Annotated in this window: 20 protein-coding genes; 19 read left to right on the top strand and 1 reads right to left on the bottom strand. The window is 63.2% G+C overall.

Annotation, left to right across the window (positions count from 1 at the left end):
- Positions 1-12: 12 nt before the first annotated feature.
- The 19 genes from BN2503_RS09910 (at position 13) to BN2503_RS09820 (ending at position 21,631) form a co-directional block, all read left to right on the top strand.
- Positions 13-480 carry a hypothetical protein gene (locus BN2503_RS09910; RefSeq protein ID WP_054256499.1) on the top strand — a complete coding sequence of 156 codons (468 nt, stop codon included), beginning with the start codon at positions 13-15 and terminating at the stop codon, positions 478-480.
- A 15-nt stretch (positions 481-495) separates the two neighbouring features.
- Positions 496-1,128, top strand: coding sequence for an RNA polymerase sigma factor RpoE (rpoE, locus tag BN2503_RS09905; RefSeq protein ID WP_054256498.1), 633 nt, complete (start codon positions 496-498; stop codon positions 1,126-1,128).
- Between the two features lie 23 nt (positions 1,129-1,151).
- On the top strand, positions 1,152-1,790 hold the full coding sequence (locus BN2503_RS09900) for a sigma-E factor negative regulatory protein (protein ID WP_054256497.1): 639 nt from the start codon (positions 1,152-1,154) through the stop codon (positions 1,788-1,790).
- A gap of 91 nt (positions 1,791-1,881) precedes the next feature.
- Positions 1,882-3,342: a DegQ family serine endoprotease gene (locus BN2503_RS09895; RefSeq protein ID WP_054256496.1), complete on the top strand. Its 1,461-nt coding sequence runs from the start codon at positions 1,882-1,884 to the stop codon at positions 3,340-3,342.
- 47 nt (positions 3,343-3,389) lie between these two features.
- Positions 3,390-4,841 (top strand): sensor histidine kinase, encoded by a 1,452-nt coding sequence (locus tag BN2503_RS09890; RefSeq protein WP_054256495.1) that lies wholly within the window; start codon positions 3,390-3,392, stop codon positions 4,839-4,841.
- Positions 4,838-5,566 carry a response regulator transcription factor gene (locus BN2503_RS09885; RefSeq protein ID WP_074930241.1) on the top strand — a complete coding sequence of 243 codons (729 nt, stop codon included), beginning with the start codon at positions 4,838-4,840 and terminating at the stop codon, positions 5,564-5,566. Before BN2503_RS09890 ends, BN2503_RS09885 begins: the two co-directional genes overlap by 4 nt.
- 387 nt (positions 5,567-5,953) lie before the next feature.
- The gene (locus tag BN2503_RS09880) at positions 5,954-7,738 is read left to right on the top strand and encodes a sensor histidine kinase (RefSeq protein ID WP_158447350.1); all 1,785 of its coding nucleotides are present in this window, start codon (positions 5,954-5,956) and stop codon (positions 7,736-7,738) included.
- Complete coding sequence (locus BN2503_RS09875; RefSeq protein ID WP_074930239.1) at positions 7,723-8,433, top strand: response regulator transcription factor; 711 nt, start codon at positions 7,723-7,725, stop codon at positions 8,431-8,433. Before BN2503_RS09880 ends, BN2503_RS09875 begins: the two co-directional genes overlap by 16 nt.
- A 189-nt stretch (positions 8,434-8,622) precedes the next feature.
- Entirely contained in the window at positions 8,623-11,313 is a 2,691-nt protein-coding gene (locus BN2503_RS09870) for an IPTL-CTERM sorting domain-containing protein (RefSeq protein ID WP_139235419.1), read from the top strand.
- 278 nt (positions 11,314-11,591) lie between these two features.
- Positions 11,592-13,400, top strand: a complete 1,809-nt coding sequence (gene lepA, locus BN2503_RS09865) for a translation elongation factor 4 (RefSeq protein ID WP_054256490.1) — start codon at positions 11,592-11,594, stop codon at positions 13,398-13,400.
- A 6-nt stretch (positions 13,401-13,406) separates the two neighbouring features.
- Positions 13,407-14,381: a signal peptidase I gene (gene lepB / locus BN2503_RS09860; RefSeq protein ID WP_054256489.1), complete on the top strand. Its 975-nt coding sequence runs from the start codon at positions 13,407-13,409 to the stop codon at positions 14,379-14,381.
- 15 nt (positions 14,382-14,396) lie between these two features.
- A complete protein-coding gene (locus tag BN2503_RS09855; protein ID WP_054256488.1) occupies positions 14,397-14,762 on the top strand; it encodes a DUF4845 domain-containing protein in 366 nt (121 codons plus the stop codon).
- A 12-nt stretch (positions 14,763-14,774) separates the two neighbouring features.
- The gene (rnc, locus tag BN2503_RS09850; protein ID WP_054256487.1) at positions 14,775-15,458 is read left to right on the top strand and encodes a ribonuclease III; all 684 of its coding nucleotides are present in this window, start codon (positions 14,775-14,777) and stop codon (positions 15,456-15,458) included.
- Positions 15,455-16,471, top strand: coding sequence for a GTPase Era (gene era / locus BN2503_RS09845; RefSeq protein WP_054256486.1), 1,017 nt, complete (start codon positions 15,455-15,457; stop codon positions 16,469-16,471). Before rnc ends, era begins: the two co-directional genes overlap by 4 nt.
- A 70-nt stretch (positions 16,472-16,541) precedes the next feature.
- Positions 16,542-17,303, top strand: coding sequence for a DNA repair protein RecO (recO, locus tag BN2503_RS09840; protein ID WP_054256485.1), 762 nt, complete (start codon positions 16,542-16,544; stop codon positions 17,301-17,303).
- Positions 17,300-18,070 (top strand): pyridoxine 5'-phosphate synthase, encoded by a 771-nt coding sequence (locus BN2503_RS09835; protein WP_054256484.1) that lies wholly within the window; start codon positions 17,300-17,302, stop codon positions 18,068-18,070. The genes recO and BN2503_RS09835 overlap by 4 nt, the downstream gene beginning before the upstream one ends.
- A gap of 58 nt (positions 18,071-18,128) precedes the next feature.
- Positions 18,129-18,521: a holo-ACP synthase gene (gene acpS / locus BN2503_RS09830; protein WP_054256483.1), complete on the top strand. Its 393-nt coding sequence runs from the start codon at positions 18,129-18,131 to the stop codon at positions 18,519-18,521.
- 66 nt (positions 18,522-18,587) lie between these two features.
- On the top strand, positions 18,588-19,679 hold the full coding sequence (gene nagZ / locus BN2503_RS09825) for a beta-N-acetylhexosaminidase (RefSeq protein ID WP_054256482.1): 1,092 nt from the start codon (positions 18,588-18,590) through the stop codon (positions 19,677-19,679).
- A 134-nt stretch (positions 19,680-19,813) separates the two neighbouring features.
- Positions 19,814-21,631, top strand: a complete 1,818-nt coding sequence (locus BN2503_RS09820; RefSeq protein WP_054256481.1) for an ABC transporter ATP-binding protein/permease — start codon at positions 19,814-19,816, stop codon at positions 21,629-21,631.
- A gap of 59 nt (positions 21,632-21,690) precedes the next feature.
- On the opposite strand, the gene BN2503_RS09815 is transcribed toward BN2503_RS09820, so the two are convergent.
- A complete protein-coding gene (locus tag BN2503_RS09815; RefSeq protein ID WP_054256480.1) occupies positions 21,691-22,326 on the bottom strand; it encodes a mechanosensitive ion channel family protein in 636 nt (211 codons plus the stop codon).
- Positions 22,327-22,363: the final 37 nt, after the last annotated feature.

The following is a 22,363-nucleotide window of genomic DNA, read 5'->3' as shown; positions in this document are numbered from 1 at the left end:
CCGCCGCGCTGGATGCCCTCGTACAACGCTCCCGCCCTGCGTTTTCAGGTCCGGCGCAGCCGCTTCTTGTGGTGTGGCGTGCTCGGCGTGGCGGTGGCCGGAGGTTTGGTTCTGCTCGGTTGGTCGCGCGCAGGTGCATCGCCCTCGGCTTTCGCGCTGGCGGGCGCTGTGTTGTTGTGGCTGGCATGTACGGGTGTGGCGCTGCACTTCGTGTACCAATTGCCGCAGGGCGTCTTGGTGTGGGATGGCACCACGTGGTTCCTTGAAATTCCCGGCCAGCCGCCGTTTGCTGGGCTCTTGCGGGTGCACATGGATGCCCAGGCCCGCATGTTGCTCTCGCTGTGCGGTGAGGGGTATGCGGGGCATTGGATCTGGGTGGAGCGCCACACGCATAGCGCGTGCTGGATGGATTTACGCCGTGCGGTATATTCCCGCCCCAGACTGGATGCCGGGCCAGCCCAACCCACCGATACCTCCTGACTCGACAGCCTTTTCATGACAGCTTCTCCCCCCACGCCGGCCAGCCCCGACAGCGATCTGCAACTGGTGGAGCGCACCGTGGCCGGTGACCAGCGGGCTTTCGAGTTGCTGGTGCTCAAATACCAACGCCGCATCGAACGTCTGATTGCACGCATGGTGCGTGACACCGACTTGGTGCAGGACATCGCCCAGGAAACTTTCATCCGTGCCTACCGGGCGCTGCACCAGTTCCGTGGTGAGGCGCAGTTTTACACCTGGCTCTACCGCATTGCCGTGAACACGGCCAAGAAAGCGTTGGTGGACTTGCGGCGTAACCCGGTCATTACGGAAAGTGCATTGCGTGGCGGCAGTGATGATGACGATGAAACTTCCAGCCTCGGCGTGGAACTAACCAGCGACGAAACGCCGGAAACGGTACTGGCAGCCCAGGAAATTGCAGCGGCGGTGAATGCTGCGATGGAGGCCTTGCCCGAAGAATTGCGCCAAGCGGTCACGCTGCGCGAAATCGAGGGCCTGAGCTATGACGAAATCGCTGCAGCCATGGACTGTCCCATTGGAACCGTGCGTTCTCGGATTTTTCGGGCCCGCGAGGCCATTTCGCAACGTGTCAAGCCTTTGCTGGACAAGCAGTCCGGCAAGCGCTGGTAGGGCGTTACGCTGAGGTGTATGCCATGAACGATGAACTGAAACAACGCGAACAACTGTCGGCCCTGGCCGACGGGCAATTGCAGGGCGACGAATTCGCCCAGGCCATAGCCGCTGCTGCCACCCCTGAGGGCCATGCGACCTGGGCCATGTACCACCTCGTGGGTGATGTGCTGCGCTCCCCTGAGATGGTTCACCATGGCCGCAACGACCTGTTGTCTGCCGTGCGCGCACGCATGGCCCAGGAGCCGTTGCCGCAACCCCAGCCCGCGCCGCAGCAGCAGGTGGTACGGCGCGAACAAGTACCAGCTGCCAATGTTTCGGTGTTTCGCTGGAAAATGGTTGCCGGCTTCGCCTCGCTGGCAGCAGTGTCGGCCATTGGTTGGAACGCGGCCATGGGGTTGCGTGATGATGCGGCGCTGGATGGGCAGCTGGCGGCAGCGGCGCCGGCGCAGTCTGCCCCCGCCGCCGTTCCTGCTCCCATGGTGGCAGTTGCTGCCGAGGGGGATGGCACACAGCCTGGCGCACAGGTGATGCTGCGCGACCCACGGCTGGATGAGCTGGTGGCGGCGCACCGGCAGTACCATGGCGCCACGAACCTGCAAATGCCGGCAGGTTTTCTGCGCAATGCCACTTTCGATACACCGAAATCCGCACAGCGCTGAGCCTTTGGCGTCTTGACGTCACCCGCTCTCACACCCCAAGCGGCCAGTCAGACTGGCCGTTGGCTGTTGAATTGACTCTGAAAGGAAGACGATGCCCAAGTTTGATTGGAAGCTGCTGCATTCCTGTGCTTTTTCCGCTGCGCTCTTGCTAGGTGGTGCGGGCGGCTTGGTCGCCGTGGCGGTGCCTGCCCATGCGCAAGGCGTTGCCGTGCGCGGCCTGCCTGATTTCACCGAGCTGGTGGAGCAGGTGGGGCCTTCTGTGGTCAATATCCGCACCTTGGAAAAGACGTCTGGCCGGATGGGTGCGGCAGGCATGGACGAGGAAATGCTCGAGTTTTTCAAGCGTTTCGGTCTGCCCATGCCCAATATGCCGCGCCAGCAGCGGCCCCAGCGCCCACAGCCCGACGAGGAACAGCCGCGCGGCGTGGGCTCGGGGTTCATCCTGACGCCCGATGGCTATGTGATGACAAACGCCCACGTGGTCGAAGGTGCCGACGAGGTGGTGGTCACCCTGACCGACAAGCGTGAGTTCAAGGCCAAGATCATCGGTGCAGACAAGCGCACTGACGTGGCTGTGGTGAAGATCGAGGCCTCCGGCTTGCCCGCCGTGAAGGTTGGTGACGTCAGCCGCCTGAAAGTGGGCGAGTGGGTCATGGCCATCGGCTCGCCATTTGGATTGGAGAATACCGTCACCGCAGGTATCGTCAGCGCCAAGCAGCGCGATACGGGTGACTACCTGCCCTTTATCCAAACGGACGTGGCCATCAATCCCGGCAATTCGGGGGGGCCGCTGATTAATATGCGCGGTGAGGTGGTGGGTATCAACAGCCAAATCTACTCGCGGTCGGGTGGCTTCATGGGGATTTCGTTCGCCATTCCCATGGACGAGGCCATCCGCGTTAGCGATCAACTGCGTGCTACAGGCCGCGTGACGCGCGGGCGCATCGGCGTGCAGATCGGGCCTGTGACCAAGGACGTGGCCGAATCCATCGGCCTGGGTAAGCCGCAGGGTGCTTTGGTGTCCGCCGTTGAGGCTGATTCGCCCGCTGAGAAGGCCGGCGTTGAGCCGGGCGACGTGATCACACGCTTCGACGGTAAGGCGATTGAGAAGGTGGCCGATCTGCCGCGCCTGGTGGGCAACACCAAGCCGGGCAGCAAGAGCGTGTTGACCGTGTTCCGCCGGGGTGCTCACAAGGACCTGACCCTGACCATTGCCGAGGTTGAGCCTGATGAAAAGGTTTCCGCGGCGACTGCGAAGGCCAAGCCGTCCGCGGCCGCCCAGCAGTTCGGCCTGACGGTGGCAGACCTGACGGCAGCGCAGAAGAAAGAGCTGAAGCTCAAGGGTGGCGTTCGCATCGTCGCGGCAACTGACGCGGCAGCGCGTGCTGGCCTGCGCGAGGACGATGTGATCCTGGCCGTGGCCAACACCGAGATCGCCAGCGTCAAGGACTTTGATGCCGTGCTGGCCAAGGTGGACAAGGCCAAGCCCATCAACCTGCTGGTGCGCCGTGGCGAATGGGCTCAGTACGTGCTGATTCGCCCCGCGCGCTGAGCACTACGCTGTGGCTGTTGGCATGGGCCTGTGCTTGTGGCCCTGCCATGGCTACAGCTCCCGCCCTGGCTGCAGGTGAGGCAGTGCTGTCGGGCTGGTTGCTGGGCGTATTGACCGGGGTGGCGCTGCTCAACCTGATCGCCTGGTGGAGTACGCGCAGCGCCTTGTATGCGCTGTTTGCCTTGTTTGTGGGCTGCAGCGCTTTGCGTTGGGCAGCCATTGACGGCTTGTTACCCGCACTGCTGCACACGGATGATGCCGCGCTGATCCAGCGCCTGGGCGATACCTTGCAGGGCGCGCAGGCTGTGATCGGCTCGCTGTGCCAAATGCATTGGCTGCAGCTGCATCGGCGCTTTCCCTGGTTGCGTCGCTACTACCAGGGGGCAGGTGTGGGTGTAGGAGTGCTCGCCATGGGCGCCGCCTGGACGCCGTATTTCAGTGCCGTCGTGGTGCCACAAATGCTCAATTTGCTGCTGGCACCGCTGTTGTCATGGCCCGCGTACCGGGCATTGTGGCGCAGCAGTACCTTGTCTGAGCGTGCGCTGGCCATCGTTTTGCCCCTGCATTTTTTCGTCATGTGGCCAGCCGTGGGGGCGCGGCTGGAGCTGCTGGCATTCCAGCCCTGGATGATGGAGCTGGTGCGCTGGTCGGTGCTGCCGGTGGTGTTGGTGTTGCACGCCAGCATGGCCCTGCAAACCCGGGATGCCCAGCGCGCCCGCGACGCTGCCCAGCAGCGCGCTGCCACTGCCCTGGCCGATGCCCAGCGTGAACGCCACGCACGCGAAGAGCAGCAGCGTTTTTTGGGCATGGTGGCACACGAAGTGCGCACCCCGGTGGCGGTGATTGATGCCGCCACCCACAGCCTGCGCTTGCTTGACCACATGCAGGTCGATCCAGCCCAGCGCAGTCAGCGTTACGACCGCATTGCCCAGGCGGTGGCACGCATGAGCGCCCTGATGGAGTTGACCGAAGCCCAAGAGCGTTTGCACAGTGGCCCTGGCAGTTTGCAAGATGAGGTGCTGGACTTGCAGGCTCTCACCCACCAGGCCCTGGCCTTGCAGGCACCAGAGCAGGCTGCACGCGTGCAGTTCAGTGCAGCCCCCGCGCTGCCTGCATGGCCCCAGGTGCGTGGCGATGCGCGGCTGCTGCTCTTTGCCCTGCTGAACTTGCTGGATAACGCGCTCAAATACGCGCATCCGGGCACCCCCATCCATATCCACCTCAACGTGCGCGCGCAGGGCCGCAGCGCCCAGCCGGGGCTGTGCTGGTGCATTTGCGACCATGGCCCCGGCATTGCACCCGCGAAGCAGGCCGTCATTTTCGATAAATTCGTGCGTTTGGACGAAGCCAGTGCCCATCCTGGCTTGGGATTGGGTTTGGCCCTGGCGCGTGACATTGCCCAGCGCCACGGCGGCAGCTTGCAATTGCAGCCCGAATGGGTACAAGGTGCCAGTTTTGAGTTGTTCTTACCTGCAACCCCCTCCCACCATGCGCCATGACCTCCATCCCCTTGCCTGCTCGCACACCGATTGCCTTGGTTGAAGACAACACCGCTTTGCGCGACGAACTCGTGTTCCACCTGCAATGTGCTGGCTACGTTGCTACCGGCTTGCCCCATGGCGCGGCCCTGCAGGCCCACTTGGCGCACCAACCGTGCTGCCTGGTGGTGCTCGATGTTGGTTTGCCTGGGGAAGATGGTTTGTCGATCTGCGCCACGTTGCGTGCCCAGCGCCCCGAGCTAGGGGTGGTGGTGCTCACCGCACGGGGTGCAGCACGTGACCGGCTCAACGGGCTGCACGAAGGGGCCGATGCCTATCTCGTCAAGCCGACACCGCCAGACGAGCTGCTGGCCGTTATTGCCAACCTGGTGCGTCGCCTGCAGCCTTGCCACAAGCCACCAGCCGTGCCAGCCACGTGGTGCCTCGATGCCTGGCGCCAGTGCCTGATTCCGCCCCAAGGGGGGCCGCTGCCGCTCACCGCCAGCGAGGTTTTGCTGCTGCAAGTGCTGGTGCGCTGCGCCCCTGCCAGCGCCAGCCGACGGGCATTGGCCCAAGCCTTGGGCGATCCCCCCGGCATGGAATACCGGCTGGAGATGGCGATCAGCCGCCTGCGCCGCAAACTGGCCCCCGCCAGCCCCACGCTGGAGCCTATTCGCGCCGTGCGGGGCGTAGGTTATGCCCTGACGGTGCCGTGCGTTGAACAGGCGGAAAAGCTATCCAAATAAGGGCTGCCACAAAGATTTGTGGTGGCATCCTTTTCCTACAATCAAGCGATAGCTTTCAAGGCCTTGTGCATTCAGTACTAAGGCATTGCAGGGGGTGCCAACCGTGCTCATCACATTGCTCGGTGCAGGATGGGCCTATCGTGTTAATTTGCTCCTTAATTGATAGCTGCTTGCGCTTGTTTTTATTGGGCTTGAGCGCTTTTTGTCTCCATGTGGCAGCTTGCTATCGTGCAAACTCATACTGTGCCTTCCTGCCTATTGGCTATACCTGTACTGCTCATGCATACCGCGCTGCAAAGGTGCAGAGCTTGCTTGGTGAGGCTAGGGCGTCATGTACTGTGGGTGTGCGCCAGCGTGCTGTGTATGGCGTTGCCAGCGCAGGCAGCCTTGGATTTGGTCGAGCAGCGCAGTTATCTTGAAGATCCTGAGGGCGTGCTGTCCATTGCGGATATTGAGCGTGCCCAGGGGTGGCAGACTTTTGAGGGGCCTTTGCCGCTGCGCAACAAAGGCATTCCTTTTTGGGTGCGGTTACAGCTGCGCCAGCCTCCACCCGGTATCTGGGTCATTCGTGTGCAACCCAGTTTGCTGCAAGACATCCAGATATTCCAGCGTGCAATCGATGGCGCCTGGGAGGTGCAGCATTTTGGTACCCGCCACGCCTACCACGGGCGCGAGCGCGGTGAACTGGCATTCAGTGTGCCTTATCGCAGTTCGCCAGGAGACGATGCCACGGTTTTTGTGCGTGTACACAGTGCTAACACGATTGCCCATTTCACGGTGATTTCTACCGAGGAAAGCCAAGAGTTCGACATCCGTACCCATGTTTTGCTTGGTTTGTACATGGGGTTTAGTGTGGTCGTGATGTGCCTGTCACTGTTCGCTTGGCGTGTGACGCGCGAGCCTTTGTGGGGGCTGAACGCCGGGTTTGATCTTGCAACTTTTGTGCTGGTGGGCTTGCAAATGGGTCTGGTGGCCAAGTATTTGTTGCCTGACTCTGTGGGGGTTCTCAATCAACTCACTCTTTATGCCAACAGCATCCATTTCGCATGGGCTTGCTTGTTGTTCAGGGCCATATTGCCTTTGTTCAATGTCCCCGCGTGGTGTACGTTGGTTTATACGGTTTGTGTGGGTCTGTTGCCCGTGCAATTGCTGCTGATCAGCTTAGGTCAGGGTGCGCAAGCGATGGCACTGAACAATCTGGGGATGCTGTGTGTCACGCTATGGGGTGGTGTGGTGGTGTGGTTCGCTTCCATAGAGGATCGGACACTACGGCTGCTATTTAAGACGCTCAGCATTTGTCTTGTGGCCTACTTGTTGCTTTGGCTGATGCCTGCCATCGCACCTTTGCCACTCTTGTCCAATGTGTCGCTGTACCCGACCTTGCCGAGCAATGCGTTCACCATGTTCATGGCTTTGCTCATCATGGCCAGGCACACACAGCTCAAACTTCAGCACCAGACGGCTTTAGAGCAACAAAAGCATGCAACCGATGCAGCATTGCGCTACGAAAAACAGCGCCATGCCGAAACGAGCAGCTTTCTCAGCATGGTGCTGCATGAGTTGAAAAATCCTCTGTCGTTGTTGCGGGTAGCGATCCAACATTTACAGCGCACCCCCGACGCCCAGCCCGAAGATCGTGGGGCGCGTTTGACAAAGATGCAGCGGGCTGTGGACAACATTGATGCCATTTTGGAGCGCTGTGTGGCGGTGGATTACCTGGAGCAAGGCGCCCTGACGGTACAGCCCGATCACGAAGACCTTACGGCCTTGCTGGTGCAGTGCGCAGAGAACACGGCGCAAGCCCAGCGGATTCGGCTGGAACTGCCCGCCAACGTGCAACTGCAAGTAGATGGTGCGCTGCTGCGCCTGATGGTGCGTAACCTGCTAGATAACGCCTTGCGCTATGGTGACCCCCACAGCCCGGTCACACTGCGGCTGGATGTGCTGGAGACCTCGGTACACATCAAGGTGTGCAACGCACCGGGCCGGGCCGGTTGGCCCGAACCCGAAAAATTGTTCCAAAAATACTACCGCGCCTCCAGTGCTTTGTTTTGCAGCGGTACGGGACTGGGCCTGTACTGGGTGGCCCAGGTTGCTTGCCTGATGCGCGCCACAGTGCGCTACGTACCGGATTCCCAGCACATCGTTTTTGAACTATGTCTGAACAGATGACCGTTGTTGTGGTGGAAGACCACGACGATTTGCGCGAAGAAATGTTGTGCTATTTGCAGCGCCCGCATTGGCGCGTGCTAGGGGCCGATTCTGGTGAAGCCTTGAATGCGTGGATGAGGAAGTTCCGCATCGACGTGGTGGTGTTGGATGTGAACCTGCCGTATGAAGATGGTTTCAGTATTGCCCAGCGACTGCGCGCCACCCAGCCTGATCTGGGCATCGTCATGCTCACGGCACGCACCCGTCCTTCAGATCGTTCCATGGGCTACCTCATGGGAGGAGACGTGTACCTGACCAAGCCGACCAATGTGGTTGAGCTGGAAGCGGTCATTACCAACTTGTTGCGCCGGGTGCAGCGGCCCATCCGTGCGCCACGCTACCAGTTGCTGCTTCAGCGCCAGCAGCTGCGCGCACCCGATGGCCATGTCTGGATGCTGACCGCACGTGAAACCCAACTGCTGGAAACTTTGGCACTGGCACCACACCAGGAAATGGACAGCGATCGCTTAATCCATCAATTAGGCCGCACCATGGATACGCCCTTGACCGTGGAAAATCTGGCCGTATTGATCAGCCGTTTACGCAGCAAACTGCAAGAGCCATCTGGTGCTGGCAACCCCATCGCTGGTCAGCGTGGCAAGGGCTACCGTTTGTGCTTGCCCTTGGAGCTGCACGCACCATCCGACCTGGCTTGATGATTTCAATCACTTCTTTTTTGATAGCTGCTTGCGCTTGCTGGGTAAGGCTCGAGTTGCTTTGAGACCTGAAGTATCCAGGCCAGTCCAGAGGCGTGGATTGCATTGCAATCTTGTGCAATCTTCAGCGCTAGCGCTTTGTTACCGTGTGTGTCTCCTGACTTAGATTCTTGTCAAAGGCACACATCTATGCCATTTCCCCGTGCTTTGCGTCTCTTTCTGCGATCTCGCTTCATCCGTGTGCCCATCGTTGCGCCACTGGTTTGTACGCTGGCGTTAGCAACAGCGGTGGGTAGTGCCACGGCGGCTACTGCTTGGACCAATGGCCAAGCGGCCACCCTGGTGCTGGGGGCGGACGACTTCACCACGGCAGGTGGTGGTGCATCGGCCACCCGCTTTGTGGGGCCTACTGACATTTGTGCTGATGCGGCCACTGGCAAGGTGTTCGTGGTGGCTCACAACCAGCACCGCATTCTGCGTTTTTCTGCTGCTGAGGCCATCAAGAAGGGCGGCGTGGCTGAAGCTGTTTTCGGCCAGCCTGACTTCACCAGCTATGCGGACAACAACGGCGGACTCTCTGCGAAATCACTGTTCCTGCCTATGACCTGTGCCATGGATGCAGCCGGGCGCCTATTCGTGACGGATCACGGCAACATGCGCGTGCTGCGCTACGACAACGCTGCCACCAAGCCCAGTTTCGCGGAGGCCGATGGCGTGCTGGGCCAGGCGAACTTTGTTTCCATGAATACAGGTACCGAAGCCAATCTTTTTGGCACCGGCAGCTCCCTGTTCGGTATCGCCCTCGACGCGCATGGCAACCTCTACGTGTCTGATGGGGCGAACAAGCGGGTGCTGCGCTTCAATAATGCCGCCACCAAGGCTAATGGCGCTAGCGCCGATGGCGTGCTGGGCGCAGCTAACCTCACCACGGCAGGGGCAGGAGGGGTCACGGCATACACCTTCGGCAATAAGATCTACGGTTTGACGGTTGATGCCGCTGGCAACCTCTATGTGAGTGACACGACCAACCGACGCATCCTGCGCTTTGACAATGCGGCTGCCAAGGCCAATGGTGCGCCCGCTGACGGCGTGCTGGGCGTGCAAGATTTCACTACCGTTCAATTCTCACGAGTAGTTTCGGCTTCGACGGTGAGTAGCGCTGTGTACGGTATCGATGTGCTGGCTGACGGCGCTTTGTACGTGGCGGACCACACGCTCAACCGTGTTCTTGTCTATAACGACCCAGCGAGTAAAGCCAATGGGGCAGCTGCTGACTACGTCTTGGGGCAAACCGACTTTACGAGTAGTACGCAAGCCACCACAGCGTCGGGGCTCAAAGCGCCACTGGGCCTGGGCTACAACGCCCCGGCAGGCTATCTGATGATTCCTGATTTCTACAACCACCGCGTTGTGGGGCATTTTGCTGAGAGCTTAAAGCCCAATGCGGCCCCCACGGCTAGCAGTGTCACCATCACCGGTGCAGCTACCGTGGGCCAAGAGCTGAGCGGCAGCTACACCTACGCCGATGCCGACGGCGACAACGAGGGTGCGAGTACTTTTGTGTGGAAGCGTGGTAGCACGGTTATCAGCGGTGCTACGGCCTTGAAATACGTCTTGGTTGCGGACGATGTGGATCAGAAGCTGACTTTTTGCGTCACCCCCGTGGCCAGTGCGGGCACAGCTACTGGTACACAGGCTTGTTCTGCACCCACGGCGACTGTCACCCAAGGCCCTGTCAATGGCGCCTGCGGCAATGCACACAACAGCGGCAACACCCCCTTGCTTACCAGCGCCCCCAGTGGGGAGTTGTGCAGCGCCGGCACACCCAGCAGCGTCACCAGCGCAAGCACCACCTTCACTTGGAGTTGTGCGGGCACAGGCGGGGGCACCACCGGCAGTTGCCAGGCACCACGCGGCTACAGCGTGAGCCCCAGCGCTGGCGCTAACGGCAGCATCAGCCCCGATACCGAGCAGGTGGTGGCCTACCAGGCCACGCCCAGCTTCACCCTGAGCCCCAACTCCGGCTATGTGGTTGATGGTGTGAATGGCACATGCGGCGGCAGCATTGCAGGCAACACCTACACCACAGCCACGGTTGCACAAAACTGCGCATTCATCGCCAACTTCCAGCCTGCACCCACCTACGCCATCACGGCCAGTGTCCACGCCAATGTGGGGGGAGTGGCCAGTTGCAATCCAGCTACGGTCACCCACGGTGGCAATGCCACATGTACTGCCACGCCTGCCACCCATTACCGCTTTAGCACTTGGACGGGGGTGTGTGCCGGTCAGGGTGCCACCTGCACGCTGACCAACATCCAGGCCGCACAAGCATCTACCGCTGTGTTTGCCTATGAGATCAAAGTGCCTGAAGGCCCACAAAAAGGCCAGCCTGTAGGTGTCACGCCTCCAGCAGAGAACAAGTGGACGATTCAGACCGCCAGCACCGCACCCACCAGCAGCATCCCCACCGCGCCCCCCAGCACGGTGGAGATGCCACAGGGCATCGTCACCCTTAAATTGGCCACCGGGGACGCAGGCAGCAGCGCCACCGTGGTGCTGACCTACCCCCAGCCGCTACCAGCAGGTACCAAGTACTACAAATTCGGTAAAACGCTGGCCAACCGAACCGATCATTGGTATGAATTTCGCGGTGCCGTGATCAGTGGCAACACCATCACCCTGACCATCCAAGACGGTGGTGAAGGCGATAACGATTTGGAGGCCAATGGCTTCATCGACGACCCCGGTGGCCCGGGGCTGTCCAAGGCTGCACCTACCGGCGCGCAGGCCATTCCCACCCTGAGCGAGTGGGGTGTCCTGCTGCTGTCGGCCCTGGCGGCGGCCTTCGGCCTGCGCGCGGCACGGCGGCGGGGGTGACCAAAAAAGTGAGCTTCCAGCGCTTGCTGCACAAGGGCTGGAGCCGCTTTTTCATTGAAAAGCGGAGCCCATTTCCGCAGAGGAGGGCGTGGCGTCCGTGCCGGTAGAATGCCGTGCGGCGGTGCTGCCTGCGGTAGCCGTTTTGCCTACAATCGGCGCTCCAGCCTTCGCAAGTAGTTGCCATGGATTGATTGTCGGCTCAGGGCGCGTCGCCATTCGACGCGCCCTTTTTTCTTGCGTGCCTTAGCCGCTTTCCACTGTCTGACGTTTTCCCGTTGATGAACCACATCCGTAACTTTTCCATCATTGCGCACATCGACCACGGCAAGTCCACCCTTGCGGACCGCCTGATCCAGCGCTGCGGCGGCTTGGCCGAGCGCGAGATGGAGGCCCAGGTGCTCGACTCGATGGATATCGAAAAAGAGCGCGGCATCACCATCAAGGCGCAGACTGCTGCCCTGCAGTACAAGGCCCGTGACGGCAAGGTCTACAACCTGAATCTGATTGACACACCCGGCCACGTCGATTTTTCTTACGAGGTGAGCCGTTCACTTTCCGCATGTGAGGGCGCGCTGCTGGTGGTCGATGCGTCCCAGGGGGTCGAGGCGCAGACGGTGGCCAATTGCTACACCGCACTCGACCTGGGTGTTGAAGTCCTGCCGGTGCTCAACAAGATGGACTTGCCCCAGGCCGACCCGGAGAACGCCAAGTCCGAAATTGAGGACGTGATCGGCATCGATGCGAGCGAAGCCATTCCGTGTTCGGCCAAGTCGGGCATGGGGATCGACGAAATCCTGGAGGCCGTGGTGGCCAAAGTGCCACCGCCCAAAGGCCAGGCCGATGGCCCGCTGCGCGCCATGATCATCGATAGCTGGTTTGACAGCTACGTTGGTGTGGTGATGCTGGTGCGGGTCGTCGATGGCGAGCTGAAGAAGGGCGAGCGTTTCAAGATGATGGCCACGGGCGCAGCCTATGAGGCCAACCAGCTGGGCGTGTTCACCCCGGCCAACCAGCCGCGTGACATGCTGCGCGCGGGGGAGGTGGGCTACATCATCGCGGGTATCAAGGAGCTCAAGGCGGCCAAGGTGGGCGACACCATCACGCTGGAGAAGAAGCTCCCCAACAACGCAGGTCCGGCCACGGAGGCGCTGCCCGGCTTCAAGGAAATCCAGCCCCAGGTGTTTGCCGGTCTGTACCCGACCGAGGCGAACCAGTACGACGCGCTGCGCGACGCGCTGGAAAAGCTCCAGCTCAACGATGCTTCGCTGCACTTCGAGCCCGAGGTGTCGCAGGCGCTGGGCTTTGGCTTTCGCTGTGGCTTCCTGGGTCTGCTGCACATGGAGATCGTGCAGGAGCGCCTGGAACGCGAGTTTGACCAGGATTTGATCACCACCGCGCCCAGCGTCGTCTACGAGGTGGTCAAGGGCGACGGCGAGGTCATCATGGTGGAGAACCCCTCCAAGATGCCGGAGCAGGGCCGCATTCAGGAGATCCGCGAGCCCATCGTCACGGTGCATTTGTACATGCCCCAGGACTACGTCGGCCCGGTGATGACGCTGGCCAACCAGAAGCGCGGTGTGCAAATGAACATGCAGTACCACGGGCGCCAGGTCATGCTGACCTATGAGCTACCGCTGGGCGAGATCGTGCTGGACTTTTTCGACAAGCTCAAATCGGTCAGCCGCGGCTATGCGTCCATGGACTACGAGTTCAAGGAGTACCGCCCATCCGACGTGGTGAAGGTGGACATCCTGCTCAATGGCGAGAAGGTGGATGCGCTGTCCATCATCGTGCACCGTAGCCAGAGTCAGTACCGCGGTCGCGCCGTGGCCGCCAAGATGCGCGAGATCATCTCGCGCCAAATGTTCGACGTGGCCATCCAGGCCGCCATTGGCGCCAACATCATCGCGCGCGAGACCATCAAGGCGCTGCGCAAGAACGTGCTGGCCAAGTGCTACGGCGGCGACATCACGCGTAAGCGCAAGCTGCTTGAGAAGCAGAAGGCGGGCAAGAAGCGCATGAAGCAGATCGGCTCGGTGGAAGTGCCGCAAGAGGCCTTCCTGGCGATCTTGCAAGTGGAGGACTGATTCGATATGCAAGCCATGCAAACCATCACCGCCGTAGTGCTCGCGGCCTTTGTCGGCTACATCGGCGCCTGGTACACCGGTGCCATCGAGGGCAACTTCGCGCTGCTGTTGTTCCTGGCCACCGTGGTCACCGGGGCCTATTGGCTGGCCGAGCGCTTCTACTTCCTGCCACAGCGCCGCCGGGCGGCACAGGCCCTGCTTGATGCGGACACCCAGCGCCGCGCCGAGCTGGACCGTATGGGCATTCAGAAGGTGGATGGCGACGTGGCCGAGGCGCGTGAGCGCCTGCTCATGCAGCCCTGGTGGCTCGATTGGACGGCAGGGCTGTTCCCGGTGATCTGCGCCGTTTTCTTGCTGCGCTCTTTCCTGTTCGAGCCCTTCAAGATTCCCTCGGGCTCCATGATCCCCACGCTGCTCGTGGGCGACCTGATCCTGGTGAACAAGTTCACCTACGGCATCCGTTTGCCCCTCATCAACAAGAAGATCACCGAGGGCAACCCGGTGCAGCGTGGTGACGTGATGGTGTTCCGCTACCCGCCGCAGCCCAGCATGGATTACATCAAGCGCGTAGTGGGTGTGCCGGGCGACGAGATCGCCTACCTGAACAAGCGCCTCACGGTGAACGGCAAGCCGGTCGACACCGCGGCACTGCCCGACTTTTTCGATGCCGATGCCATGCGCTACTTCAAGCAGTTTGACGAACAGCTCGGCGCGCAGCGCCACCGCATCATCGTCAACCCCGATTCGCCGGCCTTCGTGCAGGGGGCCAGCAATTTTGCCGGGCGCGAGGGCTGCCGCTACAGCGTCGAGGGCGTGACGTGCAAGGTGCCCGAGGGGCACTATTTCATGATGGGTGACAACCGCGATAATTCGCTCGATTCGCGCTACTGGGGTTTTGTGCCCGAAGCCAACATCGTGGGCAAGGCGTTCTTTGTCTGGATGAACTTCGGCAACCTCAAGCGCATCGGCTCTTTCAACTGATCCAGAGGGAAAAACATGCACGCATACCGCCTTGCTCGCCGTTCGCACCAGCGCGGCCTGTCCTTTTTCGGGGTCATCTTCATCGGCCTGTTCGCCGTGGCGGCCTTCGCTATCGGTGGCCAGTCGATTCCGGTGTTCCTGGAGCACCAGGCCATCCGCAAGGCCGCCGCCAAGGCCGCCAAGGAGGGCTCGACCGTGGCGGAAGTGCGCACCATCTTCGACAAGGCAGCGCAGATCGACGACATCAGCTCCATCAAGGGTGCTGACCTCGAAGTCACCAAGCGCGGCGACAAGATCGTCGTGTCGTACCAGTACGCGCGTGAGATCGCCCTGGCTGGTCCGGCGTACCTCGTCTATCGCTTCAATGACGAAGCCAAGTAAGCAACCCGATCGGTGCAAGCCAGCCTTCTCGCGCTGCAGCAGCGACTGCAGCATGTCTTTTCTGATCCGGCCCTGCTGCAGCGCGCCGTCACGCACCGCAGCTTCAGCGCGGACCACAACGAACGCCTGGAATTTCTTGGCGATTCCGTGCTGAACCTCGCGGTTTCCAGCCTGCTGTATGAGCGCCTGCGCACGCTCCCCGAGGGCGACCTGTCGCGTGTGCGTGCCAACCTCGTCAAGCAGGACACGCTGCACCAGCTCGCGCTGCGCCTGCAACTGCCCGGCGTGCTGCGCCTGGGCGAGGGTGAGTCCAAGTCCGGCGGCACGCAGCGCCCCTCGATCCTCGCTGATGCGCTTGAGGCGCTGATCGGCGCGGTATACCTTGATGCGGGCTACGCCCAGGCCGAGGCCCTGGTGCACCGCCTGTTTGAGGGCGTGGCCATTAGTCCGCATATGCAGGCCGCCTCCAAGGACGCCAAGACCGCATTGCAGGAGTGGCTGCAGGGCCGCAAAATGAAGCTGCCCGCATACCGTGTGGTGGCCACCTTGGGCGAGGCGCACCGCCAGACCTTTGAGGTGGAGTGCGCCATTCCCCCCCTGGGCTTGGCCGAACGTGGCACGGGGGGCTCACGCCGTGCGGGCGAACAAGCCGCTGCCGCCGCCATGCTGGTCACTTTGAAAGCCAAGAACCGATGAACGATGCTACTGAAAACGTAGCTGCTGGCGCTAGCGATGCAAGTGCTGGCGGCCCCAATGACCTTGAATCCATGCTTGCCGCGGCACGCCCCGCGGGGGCGGGCGCGCCAGGCGCGACGAACCAACGCTGCGGTCTGATCGCCATCGTGGGCAAGCCCAACGTGGGCAAATCCACGCTGATGAACGCGTTGGTGGGGCAGAAGATCTCCATCACCAGCCGCAAGGCGCAAACCACGCGCCACCGCATTACGGGTATTCGTACCCAGGGTGCGACGCAGTTCGTGTTCGTCGATACGCCGGGTTTCCAGACCAAGCACAGCACGGCCTTGAACAAGTCGCTGAACAAGACGGTGATGGGCGCCATTGGCGACGTGGACTTGATCCTGTTCGTCGTCGAAGCCGGCAGCTTTACCTTGGCCGACGCCAAGGTGCTGAGTCTGTTCAAACCCGGCATCCCTACGCTGCTGATCGCCAACAAGCTGGACACCGTGCACCGCCGCGCCGAGATCGCGCCGTGGTTGCGCGATATGCAGGAGCGCCACCCCTTCGCTGAGTTCGTGCCCATGTCCGCCAAGAACAAGGGCGACATCGAGCGCCTGTTCGGCATCTGCGAAAAGTACCTGCCCGAGCAGCCCTGGTGGTACGCCGAGGACGAGCTGACCGACCGCAGCGAGAAGTTCCTGGCCAGCGAAACTGTGCGCGAAAAATTGTTCCGCTTCACCGGCGACGAGCTGCCTTACACCTCCACCGTGGTCATCGACAAGTTTGACGAGGAAAAGAGCAAGCAGCACAAGCGCTTCCTGCGCATCGCCGCCACCATCGTGGTCGAGCGCGACGGCCACAAGGCCATGGTCATCGGCGAGAAGGGCGAGCGCTTGAAGCGCATCAGCACCGAGGCGCGCCAGGAGCTGGAAAAGCTCATGGACGCCAAGGTGTTCCTTGAAGTCTGGGTCAAAGTGCGCTCGGGCTGGGCCGACGACGAGGCGCGCGTGCGCGCCTTCGGCTACGAGTGATCTTCTTGCCAGAATTGGGCTCCAGCCCTTGCCCAGCAAGCGCTGGCAGCTATTGATGCAATAGCAATCCATGCGCGCGCGCCGCATCCAGGAAGAACCCGCCTTCGTGCTGCACAGCTACGACTGGAGCGAGTCGAGCCTGATCCTTGAGGTGTTCACCCGCCACCACGGCCGCGTGGCGCTGGTGGCCAAGGGTGCGAAAAAGCCCACCTCCAACTTCCGCCCCGTGCTGCTGCCGCTGCAGCCGCTGCGCCTGGGCTATACCGTGTCGCAGGAAGTGCGCGACGAAATCCACCCGCTCAAGGGCGCCGAGTGGGTCGGTGGGCACGTCATGCCCACGGGCGACGCGTTGCTCGCGGGCCTGTACCTGAACGAGCTGCTGCTGCGCCTGCTGGCACGCGACGACCCGCACGCCGAACTGTTCGACCTGTACGCTGGCGTGGTGCGCGTGCTGGCCGGGGCGCATGGTGAGGCGCTGGAGCCCGTGCTGCGCGCCTTTGAGCTGCTGCTGTTGCGCGCGCTGGGCCTGCTGCCCGCGCTTGACGCCGATTCGGCCACACTGGCTGCGCTGCGGCCCCAGGCGCGCTATGCGCTGGTGCCCGAAGGCGGCCTGCGCCCGGCGCAGACCGGCGACCGTGCCACGCTCGCGGGCGATGCGTGGTGCGCGTTGCAGCAGGCGCTGGAGGCGCCCGCGGGCTATCCTGCGGTGCTGCGCGCCTGTGTTGGCGTGGCGGCGGAGCTGAAACCTCTGCTGCGCCAGCTGCTCCAATACCATTGCGGCAGCCCTGTGCTGCGCACGCGCCAGCTCATGATGGATCTGCAATCGCTATGACCACCTCCCACCCGCGCACCGCCCTGTCGGTCAACGTCAACAAAGTCGCCCTGGTGCGCAACACGCGCCACCTGGGCATTCCCAGCGTCACGCGCGCCGCCCAACTGTGCCTGGAGGCCGGTGCGCAGGGCATCACCGTGCACCCGCGCCCGGACGAGCGCCACATCCGCGCCCAGGACGTGACCGAGCTCGCGGTGCTGCTCAAGGACTGGCCGCAGGCCGAGTTCAACATCGAGGGCAATCCCACGCAGAACCTGATGGCGTTCATCCGCCAGGTGCGCCCGCACCAGGCCACCTTCGTGCCCGACGCCGAAGACCAGTTCACCAGCGACCATGGCTGGCGTTTTCCGCAGGATGCCGAGCGGCTCAAGCCACTGATCGCCGAATGCCGCCAGCTCGGCGTGCGTGTCAGCCTGTTCATGGATGCCGAACCGGCGCAGATGGCCGCTGCGCGCAGCGTGGGTGCCGACCGCATCGAGCTCTACACCGAGCCTTACGCCGCCGCCTGGGGCACGCCACAGCAGGCCGTGCAGCTGGAGCGCTACCGCGCCGCCGCCCAGGCGGCGCTCGACGTGGGGCTGGGCGTGAACGCCGGCCATGACCTGAACCGCGACAACCTGGCCGACTTCCTGGCCGGCGTGCCCGGCGTGCTGGAAGTGTCCATCGGCCATGCGCTGATTGCCGACGCGCTGGAGCTGGGCTATGGCGACACTGTGGTGGCCTACCAGCGCTGCATCGACCAGGGCATGCTGGAGCGAAACTCCTGATTCAATAGCTGTCAGCGCTTTCCCAGTAAGGGCGGGCGACCGATTTGACCCATATTCCATGATTTACGGCATTGGCACCGACATCTGCGATATCCGCCGCATTGCCGCCAGCCTGGCGCGCCACGGCGACCGCTTCGCCGAGAAAGTGCTGTGCGATGCCGAGCTGCGTACCTGGCGTGCGCGCGGTGCGCGCTGGCCTGAGCGTGGCGTGCGCTACTTGGCCACGCGGTTTTCCGCCAAGGAGGCATTCAGCAAGGCCATCGGCCTGGGCATGCGCATGCCCATGACCTGGCGCGCCTGCGAAATCGCCAACCTGGAAAGTGGCCAGCCCGCCATCGTGCTGCACGGCGCATTGCAGGAGTGGTTTGCCGCACGCGGCCTGCGCAGCCACATCACCGTGACCGACGAGGCCGATTACGCAGCCAGCTTCTGCGTGGTCGAGAAAATTTGAGCCAAATCAGCCTCCAGCCCTTACTGGGAAAGCGCTGGCAGCTATTTCAATGAGAGCAAAAACGACATGACCGAGCACTCCCCCCTGATCATCGACATTGCCGGCACCAGCCTCACGGCGGCCGACCGCGTGCGCCTGGCGCACCCGCTGGTGGGCGGCATGATCCTGTTCGCGCGCAACTGGCAAGACCGTGCCCAGCTGCTGGCCCTCACGGCCGAGATCAAGGCCGTGCGCGACGATCTGCTCATCTGCGTGGACCACGAGGGGGGGCGCGTGCAGCGCTTCAAGACCGACGGTTTCACCCACCTGCCGCCCATGGCGGCGTTTGGCCAGATGTGGCTGGACGACGGCCAGGGCACCCGGCAGCGCGAAGGCAGTGGCGCGCTGCGCGCCTTGCGTGCGGCCACGGCGGCAGGCTACGTGCTGGGCGCCGAGCTGCGCGCCTGCGGGGTGGACTTTTCCTTCACCCCGGTGCTCGATCTCGACTACGGTGCCAGCGGCGTGATTGGCGACCGTGCGTTCGCGCGCGACCCGCGTGTGGTCAGCGTGCTGGCGCAGGGCTTGGCGCACGGGCTGCTGCAGGCGGGCATGGCGCATTGCGGCAAGCATTTTCCGGGGCATGGCTTCGTCCAGGCCGACTCGCACACCGAGATCCCGGTGGACCGGCGCAGCCTCACGGCCATCCTGCACGACGACGCCGCGCCGTACGACTGGCTGGCGCGCACCCTCACCAGCGTCATGCCCGCGCATGTCATCTACCCCAAGGTGGACAGCCGCCCGGCCGGCTTCTCGGCCAAGTGGCTGCAGGACATTCTGCGCGGCCGCCTGCGCTTTGAGGGCGCCATCTTCAGCGATGACCTGAGCATGGAAGGCGCGCGCCGCCTCGACGGCCAGCTCGTCAGCTACACCGAGGGCGCGCTGGCCGCACTGCAAGCGGGCTGCGACCTGGTGCTGCTGTGCAACCAGAGCCTGGGCGATGGCAGCGCGGTGGATGACCTCATCGCCGGGCTGGCCCAGGCCCTGGCGCAGGGGCGCTGGCAGCCCAGCCCGGACAGCGAGGCGCGCCGCCTGGCCTTGCTGCCGCAGACCCTGCCCACGCCGTGGGATGAACTGATGCTGCAGCCGGCGTACATGCAGGCGCTGGACTTGCTGCCCTGACGCGACAGCGCCGCTAGCGCCCCCCACGCAGGGCAGTGCGGCGGCACTGGTCACCGCGAGGGCGCAAGATTTTTCTGGTGTGTGCGGCAACTGCGCACCTACGATGGCGCTTTGGTTTACCAAGGAGCGTTGACATGGGGAAAGTCCAAGCGGCGCGGCAGGCGCTGCAAGAGGCATGGAGTCTGGTGCTGCCGTATCTGCGCTCGGACGAGCGCTGGCGGGCGCTGGGCATGCTGGTACTGATGGCGGTGCTGACCATCACCGCCACGGCGCTGACACGCGCCAACGCGGAATGGGCCGGCGCCTTGTCAACGGCGCTGCAGCAGCGCGATGCCGACAGCTTCTGGCGCCTGCTGGGCTGGTTTCCGCTGCTGGGGGGCGCCATCATTGTGGCGGCGGTGGTGCTGTTTTACGTCGTGCAGATGCTGCAGCTGCGCTGGCGCCGCTGGCTGACGCAGCACTACCTGCAGCGTTGGCTGGGGCAGCAGGCGTTTTACCGGCTGGAGCTGGCGCGCAACGCCCCCGGAGTGCAGGTGCCTGACAACCCAGATCAGCGTATTCAGGAAGACGTCAATGTCTTTACCGAGATGACGCTGGTGCTGGCCTCGGGGCTGCTGCGCTCGCTGCTGACGCTGTGCCTGTTCACCGGCATGCTGTGGGGCGTCTCGGAGGGCACGGACATCACGCTGCCCCAGGCGCTGGGTGGTGCGGCGCTGGACATTCCGGGCTTCATGGTCTGGATTGCGGTGCTGTACTGCGGCCTGGGCACCTGGATCACCTTCATCATTGGCCGACCGCAGCGCCAGCTCAACTTCGACAAGCAGCGCCTGGAGGCCAACTTTCGCCACCACCTGGTGCGCGTGCGCGACAACGCCGAGGCGATTGCCCTTGATGGCGGCGAACGCATTGAGCGTGCCCAGCTGGGCGGGCGCTTTGACGCCCTGCTGGATACCACCCGTACGCTGATCCACAAGCAAAAAAACCTGATCTGGTTTTCCACCTTCTACATGGTGACGGCCATGGTGTTCACCGATCTGCTGCTGGCGCCGCGCTACTTCCGCGGCGAGATCGAAATGGGGGTGCTGATCTCGACCTCCATGGCGTTTGCCGCCGTGCAGGGGGCGCTGAGCTGGCTGGTGGACAACTACCAGCAGCTGGCGGTGTGGCGTGCCACGGTGCAGCGTCTGCACGGCTTTGAACGGGCGCTGGCGCATGACGCTGCCACCCACAGTGGCACCTACGACAGTGCGCTGGTGACGACGCTGACAACGCCGCCCGCTGGTGGGGCGGCCGCTGGTGCGGCGGAAGGGGGGCAGGCCAGCGCGCTGCAGGCACAGCTGCAGCAGGTGGCGCTGCCCGGTGGCCGGGCGGTGCTGCAGCATGCGCAGCTGCAGGTGCTGCCGCACGAGCGTGTGCTGCTGGAGGGGCCTTCGGGCAGCGGCAAATCGACGCTGCTGCGCGTGCTGGCCGGCATCTGGCCGCATGCCCAGGGGCAGGTGCAGCGCCCGGCCAACGCCATGTTCATTGCCCAGCGTCCGTATTTGCCCGAAGGGCCCCTGCGCGATGCGCTGGCCTACCCGGATGCAGCCGATCGCTATAGCGACGCACAGCTGCGCCAGGCGCTGCAGGATGCACTGCTGCCGGGGCTGGTCGATGCGCTTGACACCCATGCCGTCTGGGCCAGCACCCTGTCGGGCGGCGAGCAGCAGCGTCTGGCGGTGGCGCGGGTGCTGCTCAAACGCCCGGCCTGGGTGTTTGCCGACGAGGCTTCCAGCGCGCTGGACAAGGCCGCCGAAGCCCACCTGTACCAGCAGCTGGTGCAGCTGGCGCAGGCTGAGGGCGGGGCGCTGGTGTCGGTGGCGCACCGCGACAGCGTGCGCGCCTTCCACACCACGCGCTGGGTGCTCGATCCGCAGACCCAGCAGCTGCATGTGCTGCCCATGGCGGGTTGACGCGGGGGCTGGCTTGGGGCGGCAGCCTGCACAGCCTGCGCCCGGCAGTTGCGGCGCCGTTAACCCTGCTTCTGGGCCGGTGCCGCGGGCTCTGCGGCGGTTGCGACCGGCGTGGGCGGCGGCACATGCTTCCAGCGCCGCACCACGCGCTGGAAGATCAGGGCGTTGGGAATCTGCAGCAGCGTTGGGTGCTCTGGGTCGGCGGTAAAGTCTTCCAGCGTGGTGTAGAGCAAATTGATGTCCACCACGCGGCCCTTGGCGCCAGGCTTGTCGGGGTTGTCCAGCAGCTCGATGTAGTCGCCGATGCGAAATGGCCCGACGGTAAAGATCAGCAGTGCACAAAACAGGTTGGACAGCACGCTCCATGCGGCAAAGAAGGCCACCGCACCCACGGTGGCAAAGCCGGTGAACGCGGTCCACAGCACCGTGGCCGAGACGCCCAGGCGCTCCAGCACGAGCAGCAGCGCGCTCAGCACAATAGACCAGCGGATCAGCCCGTTCATGGTCATCAGCATGGCGTGCGGCAGGTTGTAATGCCGCGCTGCGCGCGTGACCAGCTTGCGCAGCAGCCGCTGCAGCAGCCAGGCCGCGCCGATGATCAACAGGATCTGCGCGCCGGGCACGATGATGTCCAGCCAGTCCTGCACCCAGTCGGGCAGGTGGGTCTTGAACTTGTCGAAGCGGCTTGTACTCATCGGCCAATCAGTCTTACGGGTGGGCTGCTACCGGAGC

This window comes from Paenacidovorax caeni, from assembly GCF_001298675.1.
GTDB classification, from domain to species: domain Bacteria; phylum Pseudomonadota; class Gammaproteobacteria; order Burkholderiales; family Burkholderiaceae_C; genus Paenacidovorax; species Paenacidovorax caeni.
Note: the sequence above shows the minus strand (reverse complement) of the source record. Positions and strands in the feature narration are given on the sequence as shown.

What these genes read in the sequence shown, in the direction of transcription:
- BN2503_RS09910 (WP_054256499.1), top strand. Translation starts at nt 13, where the DNA reads ATGCCCTCGTACAACGCTCCCGCCCTGCGTTTTCAGGTCCGGCGCAGC.
- rpoE (WP_054256498.1), top strand. Translation starts at nt 496, where the DNA reads ATGACAGCTTCTCCCCCCACGCCGGCCAGCCCCGACAGCGATCTGCAA.
- BN2503_RS09900 (WP_054256497.1), top strand. Translation starts at nt 1,152, where the DNA reads ATGAACGATGAACTGAAACAACGCGAACAACTGTCGGCCCTGGCCGAC.
- BN2503_RS09895 (WP_054256496.1), top strand. Translation starts at nt 1,882, where the DNA reads ATGCCCAAGTTTGATTGGAAGCTGCTGCATTCCTGTGCTTTTTCCGCT.
- BN2503_RS09890 (WP_054256495.1), top strand. Translation starts at nt 3,390, where the DNA reads ATGGCTACAGCTCCCGCCCTGGCTGCAGGTGAGGCAGTGCTGTCGGGC.
- BN2503_RS09885 (WP_074930241.1), top strand. Translation starts at nt 4,838, where the DNA reads ATGACCTCCATCCCCTTGCCTGCTCGCACACCGATTGCCTTGGTTGAA.
- BN2503_RS09875 (WP_074930239.1), top strand. Translation starts at nt 7,723, where the DNA reads ATGTCTGAACAGATGACCGTTGTTGTGGTGGAAGACCACGACGATTTG.
- BN2503_RS09870 (WP_139235419.1), top strand. Translation starts at nt 8,623, where the DNA reads ATGCCATTTCCCCGTGCTTTGCGTCTCTTTCTGCGATCTCGCTTCATC.
- lepA (WP_054256490.1), top strand. Translation starts at nt 11,592, where the DNA reads ATGAACCACATCCGTAACTTTTCCATCATTGCGCACATCGACCACGGC.
- lepB (WP_054256489.1), top strand. Translation starts at nt 13,407, where the DNA reads ATGCAAGCCATGCAAACCATCACCGCCGTAGTGCTCGCGGCCTTTGTC.
- BN2503_RS09855 (WP_054256488.1), top strand. Translation starts at nt 14,397, where the DNA reads ATGCACGCATACCGCCTTGCTCGCCGTTCGCACCAGCGCGGCCTGTCC.
- era (WP_054256486.1), top strand. Translation starts at nt 15,455, where the DNA reads ATGAACGATGCTACTGAAAACGTAGCTGCTGGCGCTAGCGATGCAAGT.
- recO (WP_054256485.1), top strand. Translation starts at nt 16,542, where the DNA reads ATGCGCGCGCGCCGCATCCAGGAAGAACCCGCCTTCGTGCTGCACAGC.
- BN2503_RS09835 (WP_054256484.1), top strand. Translation starts at nt 17,300, where the DNA reads ATGACCACCTCCCACCCGCGCACCGCCCTGTCGGTCAACGTCAACAAA.
- acpS (WP_054256483.1), top strand. Translation starts at nt 18,129, where the DNA reads ATGATTTACGGCATTGGCACCGACATCTGCGATATCCGCCGCATTGCC.
- nagZ (WP_054256482.1), top strand. Translation starts at nt 18,588, where the DNA reads ATGACCGAGCACTCCCCCCTGATCATCGACATTGCCGGCACCAGCCTC.
- BN2503_RS09820 (WP_054256481.1), top strand. Translation starts at nt 19,814, where the DNA reads ATGGGGAAAGTCCAAGCGGCGCGGCAGGCGCTGCAAGAGGCATGGAGT.
- BN2503_RS09815 (WP_054256480.1), bottom strand. Translation starts at nt 22,326, where the DNA reads ATGAGTACAAGCCGCTTCGACAAGTTCAAGACCCACCTGCCCGACTGG.